This window comes from Citrobacter amalonaticus, assembly GCF_002918555.1.
In the GTDB taxonomy this organism is placed as follows: Bacteria; Pseudomonadota; Gammaproteobacteria; order Enterobacterales; family Enterobacteriaceae; genus Citrobacter_C; species Citrobacter_C amalonaticus_A.
The window spans coordinates 18,943-45,136 of record NZ_PQMB01000008.1 but is presented as its reverse complement, the minus strand read 5'-3'; the positions used below and the strand labels follow the sequence as shown (position 1 = coordinate 45,136).

At 55.2% G+C, this 26,194-nt stretch carries 20 protein-coding genes and 1 pseudogene; 11 read left to right on the top strand and 10 right to left on the bottom strand.

Annotation, left to right across the window (positions count from 1 at the left end):
• Positions 1-83 precede the first annotated feature (83 nt).
• Together cytR and priA are read right to left on the bottom strand one after the other, a co-directional pair.
• Complete coding sequence (gene cytR / locus C3432_RS24915; RefSeq protein ID WP_103779956.1) at positions 84-1,109, bottom strand: DNA-binding transcriptional regulator CytR; 1,026 nt, start codon at positions 1,107-1,109, stop codon at positions 84-86.
• Positions 1,110-1,264: 155 nt separating this feature from the next.
• The gene (gene priA / locus C3432_RS24910; RefSeq protein WP_103779954.1) at positions 1,265-3,463 is read right to left on the bottom strand and encodes a primosomal protein N'; all 2,199 of its coding nucleotides are present in this window, start codon (positions 3,461-3,463) and stop codon (positions 1,265-1,267) included.
• A 261-nt stretch (positions 3,464-3,724) separates the two neighbouring features.
• Here priA and rpmE point away from each other — a divergent pair, with 261 nt between their 5' ends.
• On the top strand, positions 3,725-3,937 hold the full coding sequence (gene rpmE, locus C3432_RS24905) for a 50S ribosomal protein L31 (RefSeq protein WP_103779952.1): 213 nt from the start codon (positions 3,725-3,727) through the stop codon (positions 3,935-3,937).
• Positions 3,938-4,011: 74 nt separating this feature from the next.
• On the opposite strand, the pseudogene C3432_RS28165 reads toward rpmE, so the two are convergent.
• Both C3432_RS28165 and metJ read right to left on the bottom strand, forming a co-directional pair.
• Positions 4,012-4,161, bottom strand: a pseudogene (locus tag C3432_RS28165) (YiiX family permuted papain-like enzyme); the annotation flags it as partial.
• Positions 4,162-4,234: 73 nt separating this feature from the next.
• Positions 4,235-4,552 carry a met regulon transcriptional regulator MetJ gene (metJ, locus tag C3432_RS24895; RefSeq protein ID WP_012907792.1) on the bottom strand — a complete coding sequence of 106 codons (318 nt, stop codon included), beginning with the start codon at positions 4,550-4,552 and terminating at the stop codon, positions 4,235-4,237.
• Positions 4,553-4,817: 265 nt separating this feature from the next.
• Here metJ and metB point away from each other — a divergent pair, with 265 nt between their 5' ends.
• Together metB and metL are read left to right on the top strand one after the other, a co-directional pair.
• Positions 4,818-5,978, top strand: coding sequence for a cystathionine gamma-synthase (metB, locus tag C3432_RS24890; protein ID WP_103779948.1), 1,161 nt, complete (start codon positions 4,818-4,820; stop codon positions 5,976-5,978).
• 2 nt (positions 5,979-5,980) lie between these two features.
• Entirely contained in the window at positions 5,981-8,413 is a 2,433-nt protein-coding gene (gene metL, locus C3432_RS24885) for a bifunctional aspartate kinase/homoserine dehydrogenase II (protein WP_103779947.1), read from the top strand.
• Positions 8,414-8,505: 92 nt separating this feature from the next.
• Here the strand turns inward: metL and C3432_RS24880 are convergent, their stop codons facing one another.
• On the bottom strand, positions 8,506-8,877 hold the full coding sequence (locus tag C3432_RS24880) for a carboxymuconolactone decarboxylase family protein (protein ID WP_103779945.1): 372 nt from the start codon (positions 8,875-8,877) through the stop codon (positions 8,506-8,508).
• An 86-nt stretch (positions 8,878-8,963) separates the two neighbouring features.
• On the opposite strand from C3432_RS24880, the gene C3432_RS24875 reads away from it, so the two are divergent.
• The 3 genes from C3432_RS24875 to katG all read left to right on the top strand — a co-directional run bounded on the left by C3432_RS24875 (position 8,964) and on the right by katG (position 13,261).
• Entirely contained in the window at positions 8,964-9,872 is a 909-nt protein-coding gene (locus C3432_RS24875; protein WP_103779943.1) for a LysR family transcriptional regulator, read from the top strand.
• Positions 9,873-10,024: 152 nt separating this feature from the next.
• Entirely contained in the window at positions 10,025-10,915 is an 891-nt protein-coding gene (gene metF, locus C3432_RS24870; RefSeq protein ID WP_103779941.1) for a methylenetetrahydrofolate reductase, read from the top strand.
• Positions 10,916-11,080: 165 nt separating this feature from the next.
• Positions 11,081-13,261 (top strand): catalase/peroxidase HPI, encoded by a 2,181-nt coding sequence (gene katG, locus C3432_RS24865; RefSeq protein WP_103779939.1) that lies wholly within the window; start codon positions 11,081-11,083, stop codon positions 13,259-13,261.
• Positions 13,262-13,340: 79 nt separating this feature from the next.
• Here katG and gldA read toward each other — a convergent pair whose 3' ends face one another.
• From gldA to ptsP, 3 genes are read right to left on the bottom strand one after another with little or no spacing between them, the layout of a single operon-like run.
• Positions 13,341-14,444 carry a bifunctional L-1,2-propanediol dehydrogenase/glycerol dehydrogenase gene (gldA, locus tag C3432_RS24860; RefSeq protein WP_103779937.1) on the bottom strand — a complete coding sequence of 368 codons (1,104 nt, stop codon included), beginning with the start codon at positions 14,442-14,444 and terminating at the stop codon, positions 13,341-13,343.
• A 54-nt stretch (positions 14,445-14,498) separates the two neighbouring features.
• Positions 14,499-15,161, bottom strand: a complete 663-nt coding sequence (fsa, locus tag C3432_RS24855; RefSeq protein WP_103779935.1) for a fructose-6-phosphate aldolase — start codon at positions 15,159-15,161, stop codon at positions 14,499-14,501.
• Between the two features lie 11 nt (positions 15,162-15,172).
• A complete protein-coding gene (gene ptsP, locus C3432_RS24850) occupies positions 15,173-17,674 on the bottom strand; it encodes a phosphoenolpyruvate--protein phosphotransferase (RefSeq protein ID WP_103779933.1) in 2,502 nt (833 codons plus the stop codon).
• A 308-nt stretch (positions 17,675-17,982) separates the two neighbouring features.
• Here ptsP and C3432_RS24845 point away from each other — a divergent pair, with 308 nt between their 5' ends.
• From C3432_RS24845 to C3432_RS24825, 5 genes are all read left to right on the top strand, one after another.
• Entirely contained in the window at positions 17,983-19,062 is a 1,080-nt protein-coding gene (locus C3432_RS24845) for a PTS fructose transporter subunit EIIC (RefSeq protein ID WP_103779931.1), read from the top strand.
• Between the two features lie 206 nt (positions 19,063-19,268).
• Positions 19,269-19,589: a PTS fructose-like transporter subunit IIB gene (locus C3432_RS24840; protein ID WP_103779929.1), complete on the top strand. Its 321-nt coding sequence runs from the start codon at positions 19,269-19,271 to the stop codon at positions 19,587-19,589.
• Positions 19,590-19,758: 169 nt separating this feature from the next.
• Positions 19,759-22,056, top strand: a complete 2,298-nt coding sequence (locus C3432_RS24835; RefSeq protein ID WP_103779927.1) for a formate C-acetyltransferase — start codon at positions 19,759-19,761, stop codon at positions 22,054-22,056.
• On the top strand, positions 22,022-22,900 hold the full coding sequence (locus tag C3432_RS24830; protein ID WP_103779925.1) for a [formate-C-acetyltransferase]-activating enzyme: 879 nt from the start codon (positions 22,022-22,024) through the stop codon (positions 22,898-22,900). Before C3432_RS24835 ends, C3432_RS24830 begins: the two co-directional genes overlap by 35 nt.
• Before the next feature lies 1 nt (position 22,901).
• Entirely contained in the window at positions 22,902-23,258 is a 357-nt protein-coding gene (locus C3432_RS24825; RefSeq protein WP_103779923.1) for a PTS fructose-like transporter subunit IIB, read from the top strand.
• Here the strand turns inward: C3432_RS24825 and C3432_RS24820 are convergent.
• A complete protein-coding gene (locus C3432_RS24820) occupies positions 23,245-24,105 on the bottom strand; it encodes a helix-turn-helix transcriptional regulator (protein ID WP_103779921.1) in 861 nt (286 codons plus the stop codon). The genes C3432_RS24825 and C3432_RS24820 overlap by 14 nt on opposite strands.
• Positions 24,106-24,190: 85 nt before the next feature.
• The gene (locus tag C3432_RS24815; protein WP_103780139.1) at positions 24,191-25,924 is read right to left on the bottom strand and encodes a phosphoethanolamine transferase CptA; all 1,734 of its coding nucleotides are present in this window, start codon (positions 25,922-25,924) and stop codon (positions 24,191-24,193) included.
• Positions 25,925-26,194: the final 270 nt, after the last annotated feature.

Genomic DNA, 26,194 nt, shown 5'->3' with positions numbered 1-26,194 from the left:
GCTGTATTTATTCGTTCGTCAGCCCGCCATGTTACTTAAGCGGCGGGCCTTTGACCAGATCGGGAGACCTAAAGCAGTTTACTTTAGGTCAATGCGCGTGTTGAACCCCGAATGATAAGCTCGCAATCCATTAAACGCGAGCCGCTGTTGACGTTTTGTCCGTGCATCTGATCGAGCAATAACAACATAGATTCGCGACCAATTTCGAAGCGCGGTTGCGCAATGGTTGTCAGCGGCGGATCGCAAAATTCCGCTAATGCAATATTGTCGAAGCCAACGATGGACAAATCATCAGGCACCTTCAGACCCTGACGTTTGGCATAAGAAAGCGCACCAAGCGCCATGACATCGCTATGGCAGAAAATGGCGGTAGGGGGCTGAGGCTGCTCGAGCAACTGTTGCAACGCGTTGCCACCGGCTTCGTAAGTGAAGTCCCCCCGGGCGATATAGTGCGGGTCAACCGTAATACCGCTGCGGCGCAGCGCCTGGACATATCCTTGTAGCCGATAGTGGCAAAGCGGCATATCTTCGGGACCCGCAATACAACCGATGCGCTTATGGCCGAGATCGAGCAGGTAATTCATCGCATTAAATGCGGCCGTGAGATTATCAATATGCACGGTCGGCAGCTCAAGTTCCGGGGCAAACTCGTTGGACATCACCATCGGCGGCAGATTGCGTTGTTCTTCCACGCTGGCGTCAAATGGCAAACGCGAACTCAGCAGTACCATGCCATCAATTTGTTTGGTGATGATCAGGTTGAGGAATGTTTTTTCCTGCTGGTTCTGATGAGCGCAATCGCCTATCAGCACCAGATAACCATGCTCCGCCGCAGTGACTTCAATGCCGCGGATAATTTCACTAAAGAATGGATCGCAGATATCCGGAACAATCACCAGGATTGTAAGGGACTCGTTGCGCTTAACGTTTCGTCCCATTGACTGAGGCAAATACCCGACCTCCATCGCCGCCTGCTCTACCCGGTTGCGTGTGGTCTGCGAGACTTTATCGGGGTTCATTAATGCACGGGATACCGTTGCCGTTGAGACTTTCGCCTTCAGGGCAACATCTTTCATTGTAGCGGCAGTAACCTGCTTCTTCGGTTTCACTCTCTCTCCTCGCCCTGGGATCCGGCGCAGAACTATCCTTGTTTAACTCACATCGGAAACATTTTTATCAGATAGTGAATAGAAGCGGTTACAGAATTTTCATGAAAAGTGTGATGGATATTGAATTTTTCGATCCGCTTCGCATCGTGAGAGGTTTATCCCTCAATAGGATCGACATCCAGCACCCATTTGACTTTACGTGCGTCAGGTAACGTGTTGATCAACGCCAGGGTACCGCTGACGATATGCTGCAGGCGAATGCGCGACGGATGCTGTAATAAAATTTGCCAGCGGTAGCGCCCGCCGCGTTTTGCGGCAAGAGCAGGAACCGGACCTAAGACCCAGAGTTTGTCATCCGCCAACGGGCTTGCCTGGATCAGATTGCGCAACTGTTGCAGAAACACGGGCGCCAGCTGGTTGTTGTGATCCTCCGCGCGCACGATCACATGACTGGTCCACGGGGGAAGCTGCATTGTTTGCCGCTCGGCCAGCGCCTGCTCGGCGAAGGTGTCATAGCCTTTGTACAGCAAGGTTTGCAGAAGCGGATGTTCCGGATGGTGGGTTTGCAATACCACTTCACCCTGTTTGCCAGCACGCCCTGCGCGTCCGGAAACCTGGGTATAGAGCTGGGCAAAACGTTCCGCCGAGCGGAAGTCTGCAGAGAATAGCGCCCCGTCAACATCCAGTAGCGCGACCAGGGTAACATCCGGAAAGTGATGGCCCTTTGCCAGCATTTGTGTGCCGATTAGGATCCGCGCCCCGCCGCGATGAACTTCTGCGAGATGCTGTTCCAGCGCACCTTTACGGCTGGTGGTGTCGCGGTCAATACGCGAAATCGGCACGCCAGGGAAGAAGGGAACCAATGCCTGTTCGAGCTGCTCAGTGCCTAACCCTACCGGCACCATATGCGTCGAGCCGCAGGAAGGACACTGGCGTGGCACCGGACGCTGGCTGTCGCAGTGGTGACAGCGCAAATGATGTTGCGCCTGATGCAGCGTGTAGTAGTGATCGCAGCGCGGGCACTCCGCAATCCAGCCACAGTCGTGACACAGCAGCGCCGGAGCAAAGCCGCGGCGGTTGAGAAAAAGAATCACCTGATTATCCGCCTGCAAATGCTGCCGCATACGGGTGATTAACGCCGGAGCCAGTCCGGCCTGTATATGCTGACCTTTTAAATCCAGCACATGCTGGATGGCGGGACGTGCGTTGCCTGCGCGTCGGGTCAAACGCAGCATCCGGTATTTTTTCTGCCGCACGTTGCACAGCGTTTCCAGCGCAGGCGTCGCCGAACCGAGGATAATCGGGATTTGCTCGCTGTGGGCCCGATAAACCGCCAGGTCGCGAGCGTGATAGCGCCAGCCCTCCTGCTGTTTATAGGAGCTGTCATGCTCTTCATCAATTACGATAACGCCGAGGTTTTTAAACGGCGTAAACAGCGATGAGCGGGTACCGATGACGATCGCCGCTTCGCCATTTTTCGCTTTTAACCAGGCGGAGAGACGCTCGCTGTCATTCAGGCCGGAGTGCAACACCTCTACCGGTGCGTTGAAGCGTTCGCGGAAGCGGGCGATGGTTTGTGGCGTCAGGCCAATCTCCGGCACCATCACCAGCGCCTGTTTACCCTGGGCGAGAACGTTCTCCAGTACGCTTAAATAGACTTCGGTTTTACCGGAACCCGTTACGCCCGCCAGCAGCCATGCGGAAAAACTGTCCGACGCGCTGTGAATTGCGCCGACGGCGGTGGCTTGTTCGGTATTCAGACGGAGCCGATCGCCGCAGACGGCGTAATGAGTGCGCCAGTCGCTAAAGCCTGGCGTTTCGCTTGCCAGGTCGCACAACCCTTTCTTACGCAGCGCCTGTAATGCCGCATCATTAAATTCGAGGTCGGCCACCTGATTGCGCCAGATCTTCCCCTGACGCAATGCCGCCAGCGCCTGCTGCTGTTTTGCGGAACGCTTCAGACTGTTGAGATCGACAGCCCGACCTTCTTCGGTGGCAAACCAGTACCACATTGGTGTATTGCTGGCGGGTTTCCCCTGGCGCAGCAGTATCGGCAGGGCATGAAACAGCACGTCGCCAATCGGATGATGATAGTAATCTACTGCCCAGAGCAGCAGGCGCCAGACGGAGGTAGAAAAAACCGGTTCGCTGTCCAGGACTTCGATGACGGCTTTAAGATCATCGATCGGTAGCTCGCTTTTATCGCTGACCGACACCACAATCCCAACCCGCTCCTGCTGCTTACCAAACGGCACGCGTACGCGATACCCGGCCTTGACGTCCATGCCTTCCGGCAAGAGGTAATCAAAGGTACGAGGAAGCGGTACGGGTAAGGCAACGTGCGCGACGGGCATGACATCATCCTGACTTGAAATCTGGCGGGTTAGTATACACATTAGTTGCGGGAAGAGGAGCGAATCAGTTTGCATGAGCGGGCTAATTTCTGTATGATTCGCCGCCTTTGATGCAAATTGATTGCGTCAAATTGACCATTACCCGTGGATTTCGCGCTGCTAACGCATCAGCAGTGTGGAAGGCGACGGGGAATATTAACATCGCGTGGTGTCTGGCGTTAGGGCTGGAAGAGCGACGCGGCCTTAAACTGAGGTTCCCCCATGAAAAAAGATATTCACCCGAAATACGACGAAATTACTGCTACCTGTTCTTGCGGTAATGTCATGAAAATCCGTTCCACCGTAGGTCACGATCTGAACCTCGACGTGTGCGGTAAATGCCACCCGTTCTACACTGGCAAACAGCGTGATGTTGCTACCGGTGGCCGTGTTGACCGCTTCAACAAGCGTTTCAGCATCCCGGGCAGCAAGTAAGTTTCCGCTGCCAGAAAAAAGCGCCGAAAGGCGCTTTTTTTGTGTTTGCAGACCCGTATTGAAACAGGCAAATAGCGCATGACAACCGTGCCGGTAAGGCTGTAGTCAGAATGGGTTGCCAACGGAATGGCTTTACTTTGGGATGAGCGAGAAATCTGGAAGATGATGTTGCTGATTTGTGGCTCCCAGGCAAAAACAGGAGTGGTAATCAGCACAGCAGGCAGTGAATTATGATGAAACGTTCTTGTTACACGGTTAAAAAGAGCGACCATGAAACCTGCGCCGCTCTTTTCTGCATCAATATTCCCACGTCTCCGGGTCGATGCCCAGTTCACGCATGATCTCTTTTGCCGCTTCCGGAATTTCATCACTGCGCTCTTTGCGCAGATCCTCATCGTTCGGCAACGGTTGTCCGGTAAAAGCGTGCAGAAACGCTTCGCACAGCAGTTCGCTGTTGGTGGCGTGACGCAGGTTGTTCACCTGACGACGGGTGCGTTCATCGGTGAGGATTTTTAACACCTTCAGAGGAATGGAAACCGTAATTTTCTTTACTTGCTCACTCTTCTTACCGTGCTCAGCGTATGGGCTGATATATTCGCCGCTCCATTCAGCCATGAGATACCTTAATCCTCTAGTCATTAGTTAAAGGCCAGAATCATCGCGTCTGGCCGTAATCCCGCATAGTTTACCGTACAGGTGATACCGTGACACGGATTAAGCACCTGTAGATGTGCGCTAATGCAGATAATTTTAACGGCTATTTCCAGTTTGCTCAATCTATACGCAAAGAAGTTTAGATGTCCAGATGTGTTGACGTCTATTGTGACAATGATTACTCTGGTGCCTGACTTTTCACCGACTCAGTCAGGAATATCTTCACATGACGCGTAAACAGGCCACCATCGCAGTGCGTAGCGGGTTAAATGACGACGAGCAATACGGTTGCGTCGTCCCACCGATTCATCTCTCCAGCACCTATAACTTTACCGGTTTTAATGAGCCTCGCGCCCATGATTATTCACGTCGTGGTAATCCCACGCGTGATGTGGTTCAGCGTGCGCTGGCGGAGCTGGAAGGCGGCGGCGGTGCGGTATTGACCAATACCGGCATGTCGGCGATTCACCTGGTGACGACGGTGTTCCTGAAGCCTGGCGATCTGCTGGTTGCACCGCATGATTGCTATGGCGGCAGCTATCGTCTGTTCGATAGTCTGGCAAAGCATGGCTGCTATCGCGTGCGGTTTGTCGATCAGGGCGATGAAAACGCGTTGCAGGCTGCGCTGGCGGAAAAACCGAAGCTGGTGCTGGTGGAAAGCCCGAGTAATCCGCTGTTACGGGTGGTGGATATTGCGAAAATCTGCCAGTTGGCCAGAGATGCCGGGGCGGTGAGCGTTGTGGACAATACTTTTTTAAGCCCGGCACTGCAAAATCCGCTGGCATTGGGCGCCGATCTGGTGTTGCATTCATGCACGAAATACCTGAACGGTCACTCCGATGTGGTGGCCGGTGTGGTGATTGCAAAAGATCCGGAAACCGTGACTGAGCTGGCATGGTGGGCGAACAATATTGGCGTTACCGGCAGTGCATTTGATAGCTATCTGTTGCTGCGCGGGTTACGTACATTGTCGCCGCGTATGGAAGTGGCGCAGCGTAATGCTCAGGCGATTGTCGATTTCCTGCAAACCCAGCCGCTGGTGAAGAAACTGTATCACCCGTCGCTGCCGGAGAATCAGGGGCATGAAATTGCCGCACGCCAGCAGAAAGGCTTTGGCGCGATGTTGAGTTTTGAACTGGATGGCGATGAGCAGACGCTGCGTCGTTTTCTTGGCGGTCTGTCGTTGTTTACGCTGGCGGAATCATTAGGGGGAGTGGAAAGTTTAATCTCTCACGCCGCAACGATGACCCATGCCGGCATGGCGCCAGAAGCGCGTGCCGCCGCCGGGATCTCCGAAACGCTGTTGCGTATCTCCACTGGTATTGAAGATGGCGAAGATTTAATTGCCGACCTGGAAAATGGCTTCCGGGCTGCAAACAAGGGGTAAAAATGAGTGTGATTGCGCAGGCAGGGGCGAAGGGCCGTCAGCTGCATAAATTTGGTGGCAGTAGTCTGGCAGACGTGAAGTGTTATCTGCGTGTCGCAGGCATCATGGCGGAATACTCGCAGCCTGACGATATGATGGTGGTTTCCGCCGCAGGCAGTACCACCAACCAGCTGATTAGCTGGCTGAAATTAAGCCAGACCGACAGGCTCTCTGCGCATCAGGTGCAACAAACCTTACGTCGCTATCAGTGCGATCTGATTAGCGGGCTGCTTCCCGCAGAGGTTGCCGACGGGTTAATCAGCATGTTCATTGGCGATCTTGAACGTCTTGCCGGGCTGCTTGATGCCGGCGTGACGGACGCCGTCTATGCGGAAGTCGTTGGTCACGGTGAAGTGTGGTCAGCGCGTCTGATGTCTGCGGTATTGAACCAGCAGGGACTGGCCTCCGCCTGGCTGGACGCGCGTGAATTTTTACGCGCCGAGCGCGCGGCACAGCCGCAGGTGGATGAAGGGCTTTCTTATCCCCTGCTGCAACAGCTGTTGGTCCAGCATCCCGGCAAACGTCTGGTGGTCACGGGGTTTATTAGCCGAAGTCATGCCGGGGAAACGGTACTGCTGGGCCGTAACGGTTCCGACTACTCCGCGACGCAAATCGGCGCGCTGGCGGGCGTTTCCCGCGTGACTATCTGGAGCGATGTGGCCGGGGTTTACAGCGCTGACCCGCGTAAAGTGAAGGATGCCTGTCTGCTGCCGTTGCTGCGTCTGGACGAAGCGAGCGAACTGGCGCGTCTGGCTGCGCCGGTTCTGCACACCCGTACGTTACAGCCGGTTTCCGGTAGCGATATCGATCTGCAACTGCGCTGTAGCTATACGCCGGATCAGGGCTCCACACGCATTGAGCGCGTGCTGGCCTCCGGAACGGGCGCCCGTATCGTGACCAGCCATGACGATGTCTGTCTGATCGAGTTTCAGGTTCCCGCCAGTCTTGATTTTAAACAGGCACACAAGGATATTGACCAGATCCTTAAGCGTGCGCAGGTGCGTCCGCTGGCGGTGGGCGTTCACAATGACCGTAAGTTGCTGCAATTTTGCTACACCTCCGAAGTGGCCGACAGCGTGCTGAAACTGCTTGATGACGCGGGTCTGCCCGGCGAGCTGCGCTTACGTCAGGGGCTGGCGCTGGTCGCGATGGTGGGGGCTGGCGTCACCCGTAACCCGTTGCACTGCCATCGTTTCTGGCAGCAGTTAAAGGGCCAGCCGGTGGAGTTTACCTGGCAGTCGGAAGAAGGCATAAGCCTGGTCGCCGTACTGCGTACCGGTCCGACGGAGAGTCTGATTCAGGGGCTGCACCAGTCGATTTTCCGTGCCGAAAAACGCATCGGCCTGGTGCTGTTCGGCAAAGGCAACATTGGCTCTCGCTGGCTGGAACTGTTCGCCCGTGAACAGAGCACGCTCTCGGCGCGTACCGGGTTTGAATTTGTGCTGGCGGGCGTGGTGGATAGCCGCCGTAGCCTGCTGAGTTATGACGGGCTGGATGCCAGCCGTGCGCTGGCGTTCTTTAACGACGAAGCCATTGAGCAGGATGAAGAGTCACTGTTCCTGTGGATGCGCGCGCACCCGTATGACGATCTGGTGGTGCTGGATGTGACTGCAAGCGAACAGCTGGCCGATCAGTATCTTGATTTCGCCAGCCACGGCTTCCACGTTATCAGCGCCAATAAACTGGCGGGGGCGAGCAGCAGTGATAAGTATCGCCAGATCCACGATGCATTCGAGAAGACCGGACGGCGCTGGCTGTACAACGCCACCGTTGGCGCAGGCTTGCCGATCAACTACACGGTGCGCGATCTCATCGACAGCGGCGACACCATTTTGTCGATCAGCGGGATCTTCTCCGGCACGCTCTCCTGGCTGTTCCTGCAGTTTGATGGTTCCGTACCGTTTACCGATCTGGTGGATCAGGCCTGGCAGCAAGGGCTAACGGAACCCGACCCGCGCGTTGACCTCTCTGGTAAAGATGTGATGCGTAAGCTGGTGATCCTGGCGCGTGAGGCGGGTTATGATATTGAGCCGGATCAGGTGCGTGTTGAGTCGCTGGTGCCTGCGCACTGTGAAGAAGGCTCTGTTGACCATTTCTTTGAAAATGGCGATGAGCTGAACGAACAGATGGTACAGCGCCTGGAGGCTGCCCGCGAAATGGGGCTGGTGCTACGTTATGTGGCGCGTTTCGACGCCAACGGCAAGGCCCGCGTGGGTGTCGAGGCGGTACGTCCGGAACACCCGCTGGCGGCGCTGCTGCCGTGCGATAACGTGTTTGCTATCGAAAGTCGCTGGTACCGCGATAACCCGCTGGTGATCCGTGGGCCGGGAGCGGGGCGGGATGTTACCGCCGGGGCGATTCAGTCCGATATCAACCGTCTGGCGCAGCTGCTGTAGTTTTTGTTGCCGGATGGCACTGTGCTTATCCGGCCTACGGTTCGGGCATCATGCAGGCCGGATGAGAGGCGTCAGCATCGCCATCCGGCGCTTTACCGACCGGCAAAAACCTCTTTTGCGGCGAACAGGCCGTTCAGCGCGGCCGGAAAGCCCGCATAGACCGCCATCTGCATTATCACTTCAATAATTTCTTCCTGTGTTAAACCCACGTGCAGCGCGGCGGAAATGTGTACTTTCAGCTGCGGCGTGGCGTTGCCCAACGCGGTTAATGCGGCGACGGTCGCGACTTCCCGGCTGCGTAAATCCAGTCCTGGCCGGGAATAGATATCGCCAAAAGGAAATTCGATCAGGTAGCGGGCGAAGTCTGGCGCAATGTCTTTCAGACTTTCGACGACGGCCTCACCTCCTTTGCCATCCACCTGTCGTAACATCTTTTGACCCGTAATAAAGCGTTCTGAATGCATGATGTATCCCTCGTGTGCTGATGTGGTATGAGAGTAGGCCGCGAGGAGTGATTTGGATAATACCGTTTCCGTGATACCTTTTCGGTATGACAACATCGACTCTGCACTCGCTGGATATTCGCCTGCTGCGCTACTTTGCCGTGGTGGCGGAAGAGAACAACATGAGCCGTGCGGCGCAGCGTTTGTTTATGTCGCAGCCGCCCCTCAGCCGCCATATTCGCCAGCTTGAAGAACGTCTGGGGGTGACGCTTTTTGTCCGTCATACCAAAGGACTGACGCTGACGGATGAGGGACTCCGCGTGCTGGAGATTATTCGCCCGCTGCTGGCGCTACAGGAAAAAACGTATGCTGCGCTGCACCAACTGGCGCAAAACGGTGTGCCGGTGTTACGCCTGGGATTAAGTACCGCGTTTGAACAGGGTGTTTTTGCTTCGCTGGAAACACAAGTCAATACTCGCGTAGATACGCTGCATGTTGTGCGTCATGGCTCGCCAGAGCTGGTTCGTCAGGTCCGACGGGGAAAACTGGATGCTGCGCTGGTGGCGCTGCCGCTTGAGACCGCTGGATTAGTCGTTACGCTGCTCGGTGGGCAGGATCCGTTAATTGCTGCCTTGCCGGCCAGCTGGCCGGAAGCGAGCCTGACATCGCTCTTCCTTAATGCGCTTAATCACCGGCCGCTCTTCTGGTTCAAACGTGAACGTAATCCCGCTTTTTTTGATTACACCCGGCAAACGTTCCGGCGGGCTGGTTACTCCCCTGTCTGTCTGGAGGAGCCTTTGCAGCATGACGTGCTGCTTGCACGAATCGCCCACGGCGACGGCCTGAGCCTCATGCCGTCCTCCTTTGCCGCCATTCAGCGTCAGGGCGTGGTATTTCGCCCGCTCAGCGACCCTGAATTACATATCAGCGCCGGACTGGTGATGCTGCCTGAGAATGCCGCACGCTTGCAGTGGGTTACGACGCTGATAATGCCATCTCTCACCATTTCAGGCTGACGTGAATTTTTTTCAACTTCCTTGAGGATTCCTCAACGTCGGCAGTGATTTTTCTGTTGACGGCATCTCCCTTTTCCGTCATTTTTACATCTGGACGTCTAAACGGATAGATGTTCACAACATATAACGATAAACGATTGATGAGGTAAGGTATGAGCTTTTTTCACGCCAACCAGCGGGAAGCCCTGAATCAGAGCCTGGCGGAAGTCCAGGGTCAGATTAACGTTTCGTTCGAGTTTTTCCCGCCGCGCACCAGTGAAATGGAGCAAACCTTGTGGAACTCCATCGATCGCCTGAGCAGCCTGAAGCCGAAGTTTGTCTCAGTGACTTACGGCGCCAACTCTGGTGAACGCGACCGCACGCACAGCATCATCAAAGGCATTAAAGACCGAACTGGACTGGAAGCCGCGCCGCACCTGACCTGTATTGACGCGACCCGCGACGAGCTGCGCACCATTGCTCAGGATTACTGGAACAACGGCATTCGCCATATCGTCGCGCTACGCGGCGACCTGCCGCCCGGCGGCGGTAAGCCGGATATGTATGCTGCCGACCTGGTGAGTCTGCTTAAAGAAGTGGCTGATTTCGATATCTCCGTGGCGGCCTATCCGGAAGTGCATCCGGAAGCAAAGAGCGCGCAGGCGGATCTGCTCAATCTGAAACGTAAAGTCGACGCCGGGGCGAACCGCGCAATCACCCAATTCTTTTTCGACGTTGAAAGCTACCTGCGTTTTCGTGACCGCTGCGTCTCTGCGGGGATCGACGTGGAAATTATTCCGGGTATTTTGCCCGTCTCCAATTTTAAGCAGGCGAAGAAATTTGCTGATATGACCAACGTGCGTATCCCGGCATGGATGTCGACGATGTTTAATGGCCTGGATGACGATGCGGAAACCCGTAAGCTGGTGGGCGCGAATATCGCCATGGATATGGTGAAAATATTAAGCCGGGAAGGGGTGAAAGATTTTCATTTCTATACGCTTAACCGCGCTGAAATGAGCTACGCCATTTGCCACACTCTGGGTGTCAGACCCGGTTTATAAAATGCTTCGGCCCTCTGCGGAGGGCTTTTTCTCGTTAACATTGATCTACATCTTCGTAACGTAAAATATAAAAGGTATTGGCTATCGAATCTGTGGATTATTTCAACTATATCTATTCTCAAGAGGTGTATATCGTAACGATAACACTGTAAAGGGAGCATATAGATGAGCACGCCAGACGATATCCATAACACGACGTCCACCGGGAAATGTCCTTTCCATCAGGGCGGTCACGATCAAAGCGCGGGAGCAGGTACAACCAGCCGAGACTGGTGGCCTAAACAACTCCGTGTAGACCTCCTGAACCAGCACTCCATGCGTTCTAACCCATTGGGTGAAGACTTCGACTACCGCAAAGAATTCAGTAAATTAGATTACTCGGCCCTGAAAGGGGAGCTTCGTGCTCTTCTTACCGAATCTCAACCGTGGTGGCCCGCTGACTGGGGAACTTACGCCGGTCTTTTTATCCGTATGGCCTGGCACGGCGCGGGAACCTATCGCTCTGTTGATGGGCGTGGTGGGGCAGGGCGCGGGCAGCAACGTTTCGCGCCGCTGAACTCCTGGCCGGATAACGTGAGCCTGGACAAAGCACGTCGTCTGCTGTGGCCAATCAAGCAGAAATATGGACAGAAAATTTCCTGGGCTGACCTGTTTATTCTCGCGGGCAACGTGGCGCTGGAAAACTCCGGCTTCCGTACCTTCGGTTTTGCTGCCGGTCGCGAAGACGTCTGGGAACCGGATCTTGATGTGAACTGGGGGGATGAAAAAGCCTGGCTTGCGCACCGTGACCCGGAAGAACTGGCGAAACGTCCTTTAGCCGCAACTGAAATGGGGCTTATTTACGTAAACCCGGAAGGGCCAAACGCCAGCGGCGAGCCACTTTCTGCGGCCTCGGCGATTCGTGCAACCTTTGGCAACATGGGTATGAACGATGAAGAGACTGTCGCGTTGATCGCAGGCGGCCACACGTTGGGTAAAACCCACGGTGCAGGTCCGGCGACGCACGTGGGTCCTGATCCGGAAGCGGCACCGCTCGAAAACCAGGGCCTGGGCTGGAAGAGCGACTTTGGCAGCGGCGCAGGCGCTGATGCGATTACCTCTGGTCTGGAAGTGGTCTGGACGCAAACCCCGACGCAGTGGAGTAACTACTTCTTCGAGAACCTGTTCAAATATGAGTGGGTGCAGACGCGCAGTCCGGCAGGCGCAATCCAGTTTGAAGCTGTAGATGCGCCAGAAATCATTCCCGATCCCTTCGATCCATCGAAAAAACGCAAACCAACCATGCTGGTCACCGACCTGACGCTGCGTATGGATCCGGAATTCGAGAAAATTTCGCGTCGTTTCCTCAACGATCCGCAGGCGTTCAACGAAGCCTTTGCCCGTGCGTGGTTTAAACTCACGCACCGCGATATGGGGCCAAAAACGCGTTACATCGGACCGGAAGTGCCGAAAGAAGATCTGATTTGGCAGGATCCGCTGCCGCAGCCGTTCTTCAACCCGAGCGAAGAAGATATTCTTAACCTGAAAGCGACCATTGCGGCTTCCGGGCTTTCCGTGAGCGAGCTGGTGTCGGTGGCGTGGGCTTCTGCATCGACTTTCCGCGGCGGTGATAAACGCGGCGGTGCGAACGGCGCGCGTCTGGCGCTGGCTCCGCAACGTGACTGGGACGTTAACGCTACTGCGGCACGCGTTCTGCCTGTACTGGAAGGTATTTATAAATCTGCCCACACTGCCTCGCTGGCCGATATTATCGTTCTGGCTGGCGTTGTCGGCGTAGAGCAGGCAGCAAGTGCCGCAGGTGTTAGCATCAATGTACCTTTTACTCCGGGCCGGGTGGATGCGCGTCAGGATCAAACGGATATTGAGATGTTTGAACTGCTCAAACCACTTGCCGATGGTTTCCGTAACTACCGCGGGGAGCCAGGCGCAGCAACAACAGAGTCTATGCTGATCGATAAAGCACAGCAGTTGACGCTGACCGCGCCGGAAATGACCGTGCTGGTCGGGGGGCTGCGTGTTCTCGGTGCGAACTTTGATGGAAGCCAGACTGGTGTCTTTACCGATCGTCCTGGCGTACTCAGCAATGATTTCTTCGTTAATCTGCTGGATATGCGCAATGAATGGAAGCCGGTTGATGAATCTAACGAACGGTTTGAAGGTCGCGATCGTCAGAATGGTGAAGTGAAATACACGGCAACGCGTGCCGATCTGGTCTTTGGCTCTCATGCGGTACTGCGTGCGCTGGCGGAAGTGTATGCCGCTAGCGATGCCCACGAGAAGTTTGTGAAAGACTTCGTTGCGGCATGGGTGAAAGTGATGAACCTGGACCGCTTCGACCTGCTGTAAGCAAAAATGGCGGATGGCGTTGACGCTTATCCGGTGACAAAAATCCCCGCACGCGAATGCGGGGATTTTTATTTGGGGCTTATTCCCACTCTTGCAGATAGCGCTGACCGTACTGGTCGGCAACCAGCAGAGCGGCATAAACCTGATCCGGCGTGGAACCGCCAGGCATGTTGTGAATAGTTTCGCCTTCTGCACAGGACGCTTGCGCCACGATACGCATTTTCGCAGGGATATCCTGTTTAATGTCCAGCTGGGCAAGAGTGATTGGCAGGCCAACGGAATGGCACAGCGCCGCCACCGTTTCGATCTCTTCAACCGGGGCATTTTCCAGCACCAACTGAGTCAACGTCCCAAAAGCCACCTTCTCGCCGTGGTAGTAGTGATGTGCATCCGGAATGGCCGTCAGGCCATTATGCACCGCGTGTGCTGCTGCCAGGCCGCCACTTTCAAAACCCACGCCACTCAGATAGGTATTGGCTTCAATCACGCGTTCCAGCGCAGGGGTGACCACATGCTGCTCGGCGGCCAGCATCGCTTTTTCGCCTTCTTCAAGCAGCGTGTTGTAGCACAGTTCAGCCAGCGCCAGCGCGGCCTGGGTGCACTTGCCACCCGCCATTGTGGTTGCGCCGCTGCGTGAACAGGCGCGAGCTTCAAACCAGGTCGCCAGCGCATCGCCGATACCGGCAGCCAGCAGACGCGCAGGTGCGCCCGCGACAATTTTGGTATCGACAATCACCATATTCGGGTTATGCGGCAGCATCAGGTAGCGGTCAAACTCACCGGCGTCGGTATAGATAACGGAGAGTGCGCTGCATGGCGCATCGGTAGAAGCGATAGTCGGTGCGATAGCCACAGGCACGTTCATAACGTGTGCCAGCGCTTTCGCGGTATCCAGCGTTTTACCGCCGCCGATCCCCAGCACAGCGCCGCACTCCGCTTTGTCTGCTACGCCACGTAGTCTGTCTATCTCATTTTGCGAACATTCACCGCCAAACGGTGCGATTTCCAGCGTCAGGCCAGCATCTTTGAAACTTTTTTCCAGCGCGCCCTGGGCAAAGCCTAAAACAAACTTGTCGCCGACAACCAGCCAGCTTTCCGCCATTGGCTTGAGATATTCGCCAAGCCGCGTGATGACATCTGCACCCTGAATATACTTACCGGGTGATTGAATAATGCGGTCCATACATATCCTCCATTTTGGCTTTTTGAGCCGCCAGAATGCAGCTCTGCGCCAGGTTTACAGGTTTAGATTGCCAAATGTGTTTTTCCAGTCCTGCTCAAACTTTTCTATAGCTGACTGTACCGCAGGGGTATCGAGCATTTGTTGCGCTACATCTAAAGGAAGGGTGATGGCTTCGCAACCAGCCAGCAGACAATCCAGCGCCTGACGCGGCGTCTTAAAGCTGGCCGCCAGCACCATGCTTTCCGGGGCGTGCAGCTCCAGCAGCGCCTGAAGTTCCTGGACCGTACGGATGCCGTCACCGCCCTGAGCGTCAATGCGGTTAACATACGGGGCAACATATTTTGCTCCGGCCAGCGCCGCCAGCAGACCCTGCGAGGCGCTGTACACGGCGGTACCCAGCGTGGTGATCCCCTCTTTTTTCAGTACTTTGATCGCCGCCAGTCCTTCAGAGGTTACCGGAATTTTAACCACAATCCCCGGTACGACGTTGCTCAGACGTTTGGCTTCTTCCACCATCCCCTGTGCGTCGCGGCTCATGGTCTGGGCGAAGAGGACCCCCTCCTCGCCAATGGCGTTTTGCAATCCCGGCAATACGTCCCAGATGGACTCTTTGCTCGCGGCCACAATGCTCGGGTTGGTGGTGACGCCAGCAATCGGGAAGATACGCGCCAGGCGCTCGACTTCCGCCACGTTGGCGGTATCCAGATACAGTTCCATGCTATTTCCTCTTAAAGTTCCAGTTCGTGTTGCAGCAGGCTGGCGATAGCCTCGGCGGAAGCGGCATTAACCAGCGCGTTGCGGAATTCTTCATGCATAATGCGGCGGGCCAGGCGTGAGAAGATACGCATATGCTGGTCGCCTGCGGCGTGCTTGTTGAGCGTCAGCATGATGATGAACTGCGCATCATCATCACCCCAGCGAACCGGCGTTTTCAGACGCGCCACGCTGATGGTGGACTGCTCAATATGTTCGGATTTGCTGTGTGGAATCGCAAAGCTGAAGCCTAACCCGGTGGAAAAGACCGCCTCGCGCGCCCACAGATCGGCTTCCAGCTTGCGCGGGTAGCGACAGCGGCCTGCCAGCAGCAGATTGTCGGTCATGCCTTTGATCACCTCTTCTTTGCTGCGCCAGTCGCTATCCAGCGTGATGCACCGGGCGGTGACCAGCGGCGCATCCTGTTGGGCCATGCGGAACTGGGCCAGCAGATGCTCCACCTCGAGCGAGGTGCGACAGGCCATCGCCTGATTCAGCAACTGGCGGCAGGCGCGGCTGTCGAGCTGTGCCATTCGCGCTTTAGCGGCAGGAATCGACGGTGCGCTCATGCTGATCTCGTCCAGCCCCAGGCCGACAAGTAGCGGTAGAACGGACCCTTTCGCGCCGAGTTCGCCGCACAGGCCAATCCATTTGCCCTGACGATGTACCGCCTGCACCGCGAAATCCAGCGCACGCAGGAAAGCCGGATTCAGGCTGTTGTAGTGTCGGGTGACTTTGGCGTTGTCGCGATCGACCGCCAGCAGATATTGCGTCAGGTCATTACTACCAATACTAAAGAAATCAATCTCTTCACTGCATTGATCGATGATGAACATCACCGATGGAACTTCCAGCATGATGCCGAGCGGGATCTTCTCATCAAACGGAATATGTTCATTGCGCAGCTGCTGTTTCGCCTCTGCCAGTTTCTCTTTAACCCACAGGATCTCTTCCATTGAGGAGATCATCGGGATCATGATTTTCAGGCTGCCGTGGGCCGATGCGCGGAGGATTGACCGCAGCTGAGTGGTAAACAGCGCGGCGTACTCTTCATAAATACGCACCGCGCGATAACCGAGAAACGGGTTGGCTTCGGCAGGAATATTCAGATAATCAACGGGCTTATCTCCGCCGATATCCATGGTGCGCACAATGATGCTGCGTCCCCGCGCGGATTCCAGCGCCTGGCAAAAAATGTTGTACAGCTCGTTCTCATCTGGCGCACTGGCGCGGTCCATATACAGCATTTCTGTACGGAACAGGCCAACCGCTTCGGCGCCGTTGCCGAAGGCCGCCTGTGCCTCCACGGAGTGAGCTATGTTGGCGCCGACTTCCATGCGGATGCCATCAGCCGTGCGCGCTTCCCGGGTCAGCCAGATACGCTGCTGCTCACGCAGAGCATCCTGTACCCGTGCTTCCTGCCGATAGTAGCGGGAGACCAGCTCATCAGGTGCAACAATAATCGCGCCAGCATTACCGTCTATGTAAACCGTCTGCTGCAGCCACGGCGTCAGGGCCTCAATCTCCACTCCCACCAGCGTGGGAATGTTGAATGAACGGGCGAGAATCACCGTGTGAGAGGTGGTGCCGCCGCTTTTTAACAGCAAACCTTTCAGGAATGTTTTGTCCAGTTCGAGGAACTGGCTCGGCGTCAGCTCATCCGCCATACAGATAGCCGGTTGAGTCAGTTTACCCGGTGCCGGAAAACGCTGTTCGCCATAAATGTGCTGTAGCAGCTGGAAACAGACGTCGCGCACGTCCAGCGCGCGTTCCTGTAGATAGCTGCTGCTGGAGCGGGCAAATTCCTCGCAGAAATGCCCGGCGCTTTCGACGATCGCCTGGGCGCAGCTTAATCCGCGTGAAACGCCAGCCAGCAGGTGCTGACGCAGTGATGTGTCGCTCGCCAGCGAGCGATGCGCTTCCAGAATTGCGCTGGTGGCGCCGTCGCTGTCGAGCAACCGGAATTCAATATTCTTCATCAGCAACGTTAATCCGCTATCCAGTGCTGATTGTTCGGTTTCTACATCGCTGGCGGAAGGGAGATCGCTCAGAGCATTGAGATCCAGCGAGGAGAGCAGCGTCAGAGTGCCGCCCGCACTGCCAGCACAGACGCTACGGGCGCGGAAAAGCTGTGGATTCAGGTTTGTCAGCGATGCCGGAAGCGGCTCCAGATCGCTGTTTTTGACGTCAATCAGCGGCGCATCGCAGAGAGGAAATTCATCACGCAGCCATTGGCTCAGGCGCTGGTGGGCATCCTGTTCATCCTTACCTGAGATAAGTAACTGACAGTTGTCGCCTGCCAGCGTGTCGGTGCCGATCAGCGCCAGCGCGCTCTTGGCGTTACCTTTACGGTCGGTGCGCAGGTTATGCCACTCAATGTGTGAAGTAAAAGTATTGCACAATGTCTCAACGTGGCTTGCCGGGCGTGCATGTACCCCATTCGGCAGCTCACAGGTAAATTCCACAATCAGGGCCATAGCCTTTCTCCCATAACGGTTCTCTCACTACAGAATAAAAGGGCATTGCCGGAAGACACCATGTGACAAATCTGTCAAAAGCTGGACAAATGTAATGTAATCATCGAAGTGAGATATCCCTCACAGGTTCACTGCTGTTCCCTTCTTTCCGCTATTCCGCAACTTATGAGGCGGATCGCATTTTTATACTGACATTACAAAAATCCAGTAAATGGCCTTTTTATCCACTGTCTGCGCAGCAAGAGATTGCCTATTGTTTTCCGCAACAACATTATGGACATGGGCTTTAACCAGCCCGGGAGCGACTTATGAAAGAGTTGGTGCAGATCCTGAAAAACACCCGTCAGCATCTGATGACCGGAGTTTCGCATATGATCCCCTTCGTGGTGGCCGGTGGAATTTTGCTGGCGGTCTCCGTCATGCTGTATGGCAAGGGGGCTGTGCCCGATGCCGTAACGGATCCCAATCTCAAGAAGCTCTTTGATATTGGCGTCGCGGGACTGACGCTGATGGTTCCTTTTCTCGCCGCTTATATCGGTTACTCCATCGCCGAGCGCTCTGCGCTGGCGCCTTGTGCGATTGGCGCATGGGTAGGCAACAGCTTCGGTGCCGGATTCTTCGGTGCGCTGATTGCCGGGATTATCGGCGGTATTGTGGTGCACTACCTGAAGAAGATCCCCGTACACAAGGTGTTGCGTTCGGTCATGCCTATCTTTGTTATTCCTGTCGTCGGCACCTTTATTACCGCAGGCATCATGATGTGGGGGCTGGGTGAGCCTGTTGGTGCGTTGACCTCCGGTCTGACCGAGTGGTTGCAGGGGATGCAGCAGGGCAGCATTGTGGTGCTGGCTGTCATTATGGGACTCATGCTGGCTTTTGATATGGGCGGTCCCGTCAACAAAGTTGCCTACGCCTTCATGCTGATTTGCGTATCACAGGGGGTTTACACCGTGGTAGCGATTGCGGCGGTGGGTATTTGCGTCCCTCCGCTGGGATTGGGGCTGGCGACGCTGATTGGCCGCAAGAATTTTTCTGCAGAAGAGCGTGAAGCCGGTAAAGCCGCACTGGTGATGGGGTGCGTTGGGGTCACCGAAGGAGCGATTCCATTCGCTGCCGCCGATCCACTGCGCGTGATCCCGTCCATCATGATCGGTTCTGCCTGTGGTGCGGTAACGGCCGCGCTGTCTGGCGCGCAGTGCTATGCCGGTTGGGGAGGCTTAATCGTTCTGCCGGTGGTGGAAGGCAAGCTGGGTTATGTTGCAGCCGTCGCCATCGGCGCTGTAGTGACGGCGATCTGCGTTAACGTGTTGAAAAGTCTGGCACGTAAGAACGTCTCTCCGGTTGACGAAAAAGAAGACGACCTGGATTTGGATTTTGAAATGAATTAAGAGCCTGACCCATTAGGGCTATTTTACTTGCCATGTTGAACCCGGGCAGTGCTCGCACAAAACCCGACAGCGTTTTGAACGCCGCTTGCGGCGGCCCGAAGGGTGAGCGTAGCGAATGATACGTTCCGGCTTCTCCGCGCTGTCCGTGTTCAAACTGCCTGCGACAATAACGCCTGGTGGGCCAGGCTCTAAGTAAGGAATAAACCATGACTAAAATTATTGCAGTAACAGCATGTCCTTCTGGTGTAGCGCACACCTATATGGCGGCCGAAGCGCTGGAAAGCGCAGCTAAAGCCAAAGGCTGGGATGTCAAAGTTGAGACTCAGGGCTCCATAGGTCTGGAAAACGAACTGACTGCGGCAGATGTGGCGGATGCCGATATGGTGATTCTGACCAAAGATATCGGCATTAAATTTGAGGAGCGTTTTGCGGGTAAAACCATCGTTCGCGTCAACATTAGCGATGCGGTAAAACGCGCTGACGCCATTATGAACAAAATTGACGCGCATCTTTCGCAAACCGCGTAACGTTTTTGTGCACAAGCCTGCCTCATCAGGCGTCATCGTTGCGGGCAGTTTGAACACGGACAGCGTGCAGGAACCCGAGCGTACGCGTAGTACGTGAGGGTTACGAGCACTGCCCAGGTTCAAAATGACAAATAAGATAGCCTGATGGTCAGGCTTCAGGGAGTTCTTCATGACCAATCGCATTCAACGCCTCAAAGCCGCTCTGTTTCAGAATAACCGTGAAATTTCACTTGAGCGCGCGCAGCTGTATACCGCCAGCCATCAGCAGACGGAGGGCGAACCGGTCATCCTGCGTCGGGCCAAAGCGACCGCGTATATCCTTGAGCATGTTGAAATTTCGATTCGTGATGAAGAGCTGATTGCCGGGAATCGTACCGTTAAACCGCGGGCGGGCATTATGTCACCGGAGATGGATCCTTACTGGCTGCTCAAGGAGCTGGACCAGTTCCCGACGCGTCCGCAGGATCGTTTTGATATCAGTGAAGAGGATAAACGCCTCTATCGCGACGTGCTGTTCCCGTACTGGGAAAAGCGGTCGATGAAGGATTTCATCAACGGTCAGATGACCGATGAGGTGAAAGCCGCCGTCAGCACCCAGATTTTTAGCGTTAACCAGACGGACAAAGGGCAGGGGCATATCATTATTGACTATCCTCGCCTGCTCAATCACGGTCTGGGGGCGCTGGTGTTACAGATGCGGCAACACTGTCAGCAGCAGCCGGATAATCACTTTTACCAGGCTGCGCTGCTCCTGCTGGAGGCTTCGCAACGCCACATTCTGCGTTACGCTCTGCTGGCAGAGAAGATGGCGCAAACCTGCCCGGATGCACAGCGTCGTCAGGAGTTACTTATCCTTGCTGCGAACTCTCGTCACAATATGCAGCACAAGCCGCAGACCTTCTGGCAGGCGTGCCAGCTGTTCTGGTACATGAACATCATTCTGCAATATGAATCCAACGCCAGTTCGCTCTCACTGGGGCGCTTTGACCAGTATATGCTGCCGTTTTACCAGACCTCGCTGAGCCTGGGGGATGACCCGGCATTCTTAAAAGAGATCCTTGAATCGCTGTGGGTAAAATGCAATGACATTGTGCTGTTGCGTTCCACCAGCAGCGCTCGCTATTTTGCCGGATTCCCGACGGGGTACACCGCGCTGCTCGGCGGGTTGACGGAGAACGGACGCAGTGCGGTGAACGTGCTTTCGTTCCTCTGCCTTGATGCTTATCAGAGCGTGCAACTGCCGCAGCCAAACCTTGGCGTGCGCACCAATGCGTTGATTGATACACCTTTTCTGATGAAGACGGCGGAGACTATTCGTCTTGGCACCGGCATCCCGCAAATCTTTAATGATGAAGTGGTGGTCCCCGCCTTCCTGAACCGTGGCGTTTCGCTGGAAGATGCGCGTGATTACGCGGTGGTGGGGTGCGTGGAGCTGTCGATTCCGGGCAGAACCTACGGGCTGCACGACATTGCTATGTTCAACCTGCTGAAAGTGATGGAAATCAGCCTGTATGAGAACGAAGGTAATAGCGCGCTGACGTATGAGGGTTTGCTGTCGCATATTCGCGCCAAAATCAGCCACTACATCACGCTGATGGTGGAGGGCAGCAATATCTGCGATATCGGCCATCGGGACTGGGCGCCGGTGCCGCTGCTCTCTTCATTTATCAGCGACTGCCTGGAGAAAGGGCGTGATATTACCGATGGCGGCGCACGCTATAACTTCTCCGGCGTGCAGGGTATTGGCATCGCCAACCTGAGCGACTCCTTGCATGCGCTAAACGGACTGGTGTTTGAACAGCAGCGCTTACGTTTTGACGAACTGTTGTCGGTATTAAAAGGCAATTTCGCCACGCCAGAGGGCGAGAAAGTTCGCGCCAGACTGATTAACCGCTTCGAGAAATACGGTAACGATATTGATGATGTGGATAACATCAGCGCCGAACTGCTGCGTTATTACTGCAAAGAGGTGGAAAAATACCAGAATCCGCGCGGAGGGCAGTTTACGCCAGGTTCATATACCGTCTCCGCACACGTGCCGCTGGGTTCAGTGGTAGGGGCGACGCCGGATGGTCGTTTTTCCGGGGAGCAGCTGGCGGACGGAGGCCTGTCGCCCATGCCAGGCCAGGATATGCAGGGTCCGACGGCGGTACTGAAATCGGTAAGCAAGCTGGATAATACGCTGTTGTCGAACGGCACCTTGCTGAACGTGAAGTTTACCCCGGCGACTCTCGAAGGAGAGGCGGGCTTACGCAAGCTGGCGGATTTCCTGCGCGCGTTTACCCAGCTCAAGCTACAGCATATCCAGTTTAACGTGGTGAATGCCGAAACATTGCAGGAAGCGCAGCAGCGTCCACAGGATTTCGCCGGGCTGGTGGTGCGAGTGGCGGGCTACAGCGCCTTCTTTGTCGAGCTGTCGAAGGAGATTCAGGATGACATTATTCGCCGCACCGCGCATCAGCTGTGAGGTTGTGGAGCCGTGCGGGGATGAAGTTGCACGCATCTTCAACATTCAGCGTTATTCGCTTAATGACGGGCAAGGCATTCGCACGGTGGTCTTTTTTAAAGGCTGCCCGCATACCTGCCCGTGGTGTGCCAATCCTGAGTCTGTCTCCCCACGTATTGAGACAGTGCGACGAGAGAGTCAGTGTCTGCACTGTACGCCGTGTCTGCGTGATGCCGATGAATGCCCGTCAGGTGCGTTTGAGCGTATCGGCCGTGATATCACGCTGGATGAACTGGAACGTGAGGTGCTGAAAGATGAGATCTTCTTCCGTGCTTCCGGCGGGGGCGTGACGCTTTCCGGTGGTGAAGTACTGATGCAGGCACCTTTCGCCACCCGTTTTTTACAACGTCTGAAGCGGCTGGGGATTCAGTGTGCCATTGAAACCGCAGGTGATGCCCCGGCCAGCCGCCTGCTACCACTGGCAAAAGCGTGCGATGAGGTGCTGTTTGATCTCAAAATTATGGATGTGGATCAGGCGCGCGCGAAGGTGAAGATGAACCTGCCGCGCGTGCTGGAAAATTTGCAGCTGTTAGTCCGTGAGGGGATCACTGTGATCCCGCGTTTGCCGTTAATTCCTGGATATACGCTTAATGTCGAGAACCTGCGGCAAGCGTTGACGTTGTTAGCATCACTGGGCATAACGCAGGTACACCTGCTACCGTTCCATCAGTATGGTGAACCGAAATATCGCCTGCTGGGTCGGGAGTGGTCGATGAAGAATGTCCCTGCTCCGTCGGCGCAAGAGGTGACGGCAATGCGTGAGATGGCTGAACGCGCTGGTTTTCAGGTAATCCTGGGAGGTTAAGATGGTAGTTGCACCTGTACGACATTTGGTCGCAGTGACCGCTTGCGTGAGCGGCGTGGCGCATACCTATATGGCTGCTGAAAGACTGGAAAAGCTTTGCCAGCAGGAGCGGTGGAGTATCAGGATTGAAACTCAGGGGGCGCTGGGCACCGAGAATCGCTTAACGGAAGAGGAGATCGGTCGCGCTGACGTCGTGTTACTGATCACGGATATTGAGCTGGCGGGGGCGGAGCGTTTTGCCCGGAGCCGCTACGTCCAGTCAGGCATTAGCGCTTTTCTGCGGGAGCCTCAGCGAGTCATGAGCGCCGTGCGTAAACTCCTTTCAGCACCGCAGCATACCCACCTTATTCTGGAGTAGTCTTCTTTTCCGTCAACTGGCTGTGATACTGCCGACGATACTCTGACGGTGAACGCTCCGTATTTTTGCGAAACAGACGACAAAAGTAGTTACTGTCCACAAACCCACAGGTGTGCGCCACCTCTTTGACCTTCAGATCGTAACCCTTTAACAGCGTCTTAGCATGTTCCAGCCGCGTGTAGTTCAGGTATTCGTTGAAGCCGATAGCACCTGTTTTCTGAAACAGGTGCGAGAGATAATTGGGTGAAATATAAAACGCCTGCGCCACCGATTCCCGGGTGAGGGGCAAAGCGTAGTGCTCATCAATATAGTCGCGGATGGCTTCAAAGAGCGCCTGACTGCGTGATGCCGTCTGGATCTGGCTGCCGAGCAGGTCACGGCAGTGGCTCAACAGGCTCGCGACAATCAGTCTGGCCGTCTGTTGCTCCTGTGGCTGCATCTGCATCTCATTAAGCGTCTGTAGCAGGAAAGAACCGATGCGCGGTCCACGGCGCGCCACGTGCTGTTTAGCCAGGTTGAGATACTGTTTACCGTCCCAGTGAACCACGCTGAAACCGAGTTGCTGTTTGCCAAACAGGATACTGAGCGTCGTCACCGGCGTTTGCCATTGCGGGAAGTTCCAGCCGCCAGCCGGAACGTACAGCACATCGCCAGCGATTAGCATGGCGGGCGCTCCGGCGATGCCGTTATCACTGAACTCTCCGTCCAGTACAATCTCCAGCCGTGGAAAATCGACCTGATACGCCAGCGGCGGCGTCGGACCGCTGGTGCTGGCAAAGTAAACCTGGCGAAGCGATGCGGGGCCGTTGATCAGATGGGAGAGCAGGTGGCTGACGTCTTGATACATGTTAATCCCTTGCAGAGCGCAGACAGGGCAACAGTAACGTTGATAATAAAAAAAGGCCACCCTAAAAGAGTGGCCTGTGTCGTGGTTATTGATTACCGGTTTGATCGCCGTAAGGCAAGGTATCGTAATCAATCAGGGCATTTTTCTTGTACGGGTTACCAATCCAGCGCGTTATCTCTTTAAACTGCGGGTTAGTGATGGAACGCGTCGGGTCATAATCGTCGTAGGTTAATCCTGCTAAGTCAGACCAGGTGTGAATAAGCTCTGAGCTGCTGTACTTACGATCGACATCTGCAGAGAAGTCACGCGGGTGTGCCGCCTGCCATTTTTCCGACGTCCACAACAGGAACGGCACCGTATACATATGACGAGTCGGGGTGTCTTCGTTACGCCCCTGGGTTTTATGCGGCGGCGTGTCATACACCTCTTCACCGTGATCGGAGAAGTAGAGCAGGAACCCGTTCGGGTCGGTCGCCTTGTAATCTTTAATCAGGCTGGCAACCACATAGTCGTTGTACAGGTTGGCATTGTCGTAGTCGTTATATGACTCCAGTTCTTCGTTGCTCAGACCTGCCGGAACATGGTCGGTTTTACCGTCGAACTTGCCCTGGTTTTCCGGGTAGCGGAACTTGTACTTGATATGCGTTCCCAGCAGATGAACGATGATGAACTTCTTCGGTGCCGGGTCAGCCATGACGTCTTTAAATGGCGCCAGTACGTTGGAGTCATATTCACGTGCGCTCTGGGTGCGCTGCTGGTTCATATAGTACTGCTTGTCGGTCTGTCTGGAGAACACTGTCAGCATCGTGTTGCGGGCAGTCATCGTCTGTTGGTTGGTGATCCAGAAGGTCTTATAGCCCGCCTGCTTCATCATGTTCATTAGCGACGGCTTAGTCAGATAGAGATCCGGGTTCTTCTCGTTGGCGAAGGTCAGCGCCTGTTGCAGGATCTCAATGGTGTAAGGACGTGAAGTCACAACATTATTGAAAACAGTCAGATTTGGATCGGTTTTATGCAGCGCGTCCAGTTCCGGGGTGGTTTCACGCGGATAACCGTACAGGCTCATGCGACCACGCTGGGTCGATTCGCCGATCACCAGCACCAGCGTGCGCGGCGCGTCGCCGGAGTTGTCTTTAAAGTTGGTGAGCGGCGGCAGCGCGTCATTCTCGTTAAGCAGACGGGTCAGCGAAGTGAGCTGCTGGCGATACTGATAATAGCCGGAAATAAACTGCCACGGTGCAGCAGGCTCCATGCGTGAGGCCAGGCCATCCAGCGTCTTCTCGAAGGGCTTATGGTTAATGAGCGAGTTGACCACCATTGGGTGGAGAATCAGGCCATACAGCAGCGCAAAGGAGACCAGGTAACGCCAGGGGGACGGGATATAGACCGGGCGCAGACGGGTCCACAGCAGAATCGCCACTGCGGTATAAGCCAGGGCGATAAGCACGATCTTCAGACTAAAATATTGGCTCAGATATTCGCTGGCTTCGTTCGCGTTGGTTTCGAACATCACGAACAGCACGCTCTGCGAGAACTCTTGCCCATAAATAACGTAATAGCTTAGCGCCGCAAGGGAGGCCGCCCACAGGACAACGCCAATTACTGCGGCAATAATACGAATGCGGTTCGGGAATAAGAAGACCGGGATCAGCCACAGGGAGCTGAACAACAGTGAATCACGTATGCCATTGGTGCCGCTGTAGCCGCTAATAAAAATCGTGGCCTGAAGCAAGGTGGAGAAAAACCAAAAATAGAGCAGCGCCCAACCAAGGGCTTTCCAGCTAAAGGTGTACGTAGACTGGAGTTGAGAGGATTGCATCATTAATAAGCCTGTCTTTAAAAGTAGCGCATACACTTGATCCTTCAGGCTGCCTCTGCGTTGACCGCGCTCGCTCACCCCTGTCACATCGTTGCCTGTGACTCTGAGGATTCGCTCGCTTGCCGCATTGAAGCATCATGAATGATTTTGCGTAAAACGTAGCGACTTAACCTTAAGGAGATCTGAAGCATCCGCAGATGAACGAAAAGATCGCCAAATAACGCATAAAATGCAGACGGGAATATATTGAAAACTTAAGGTTTATGACAG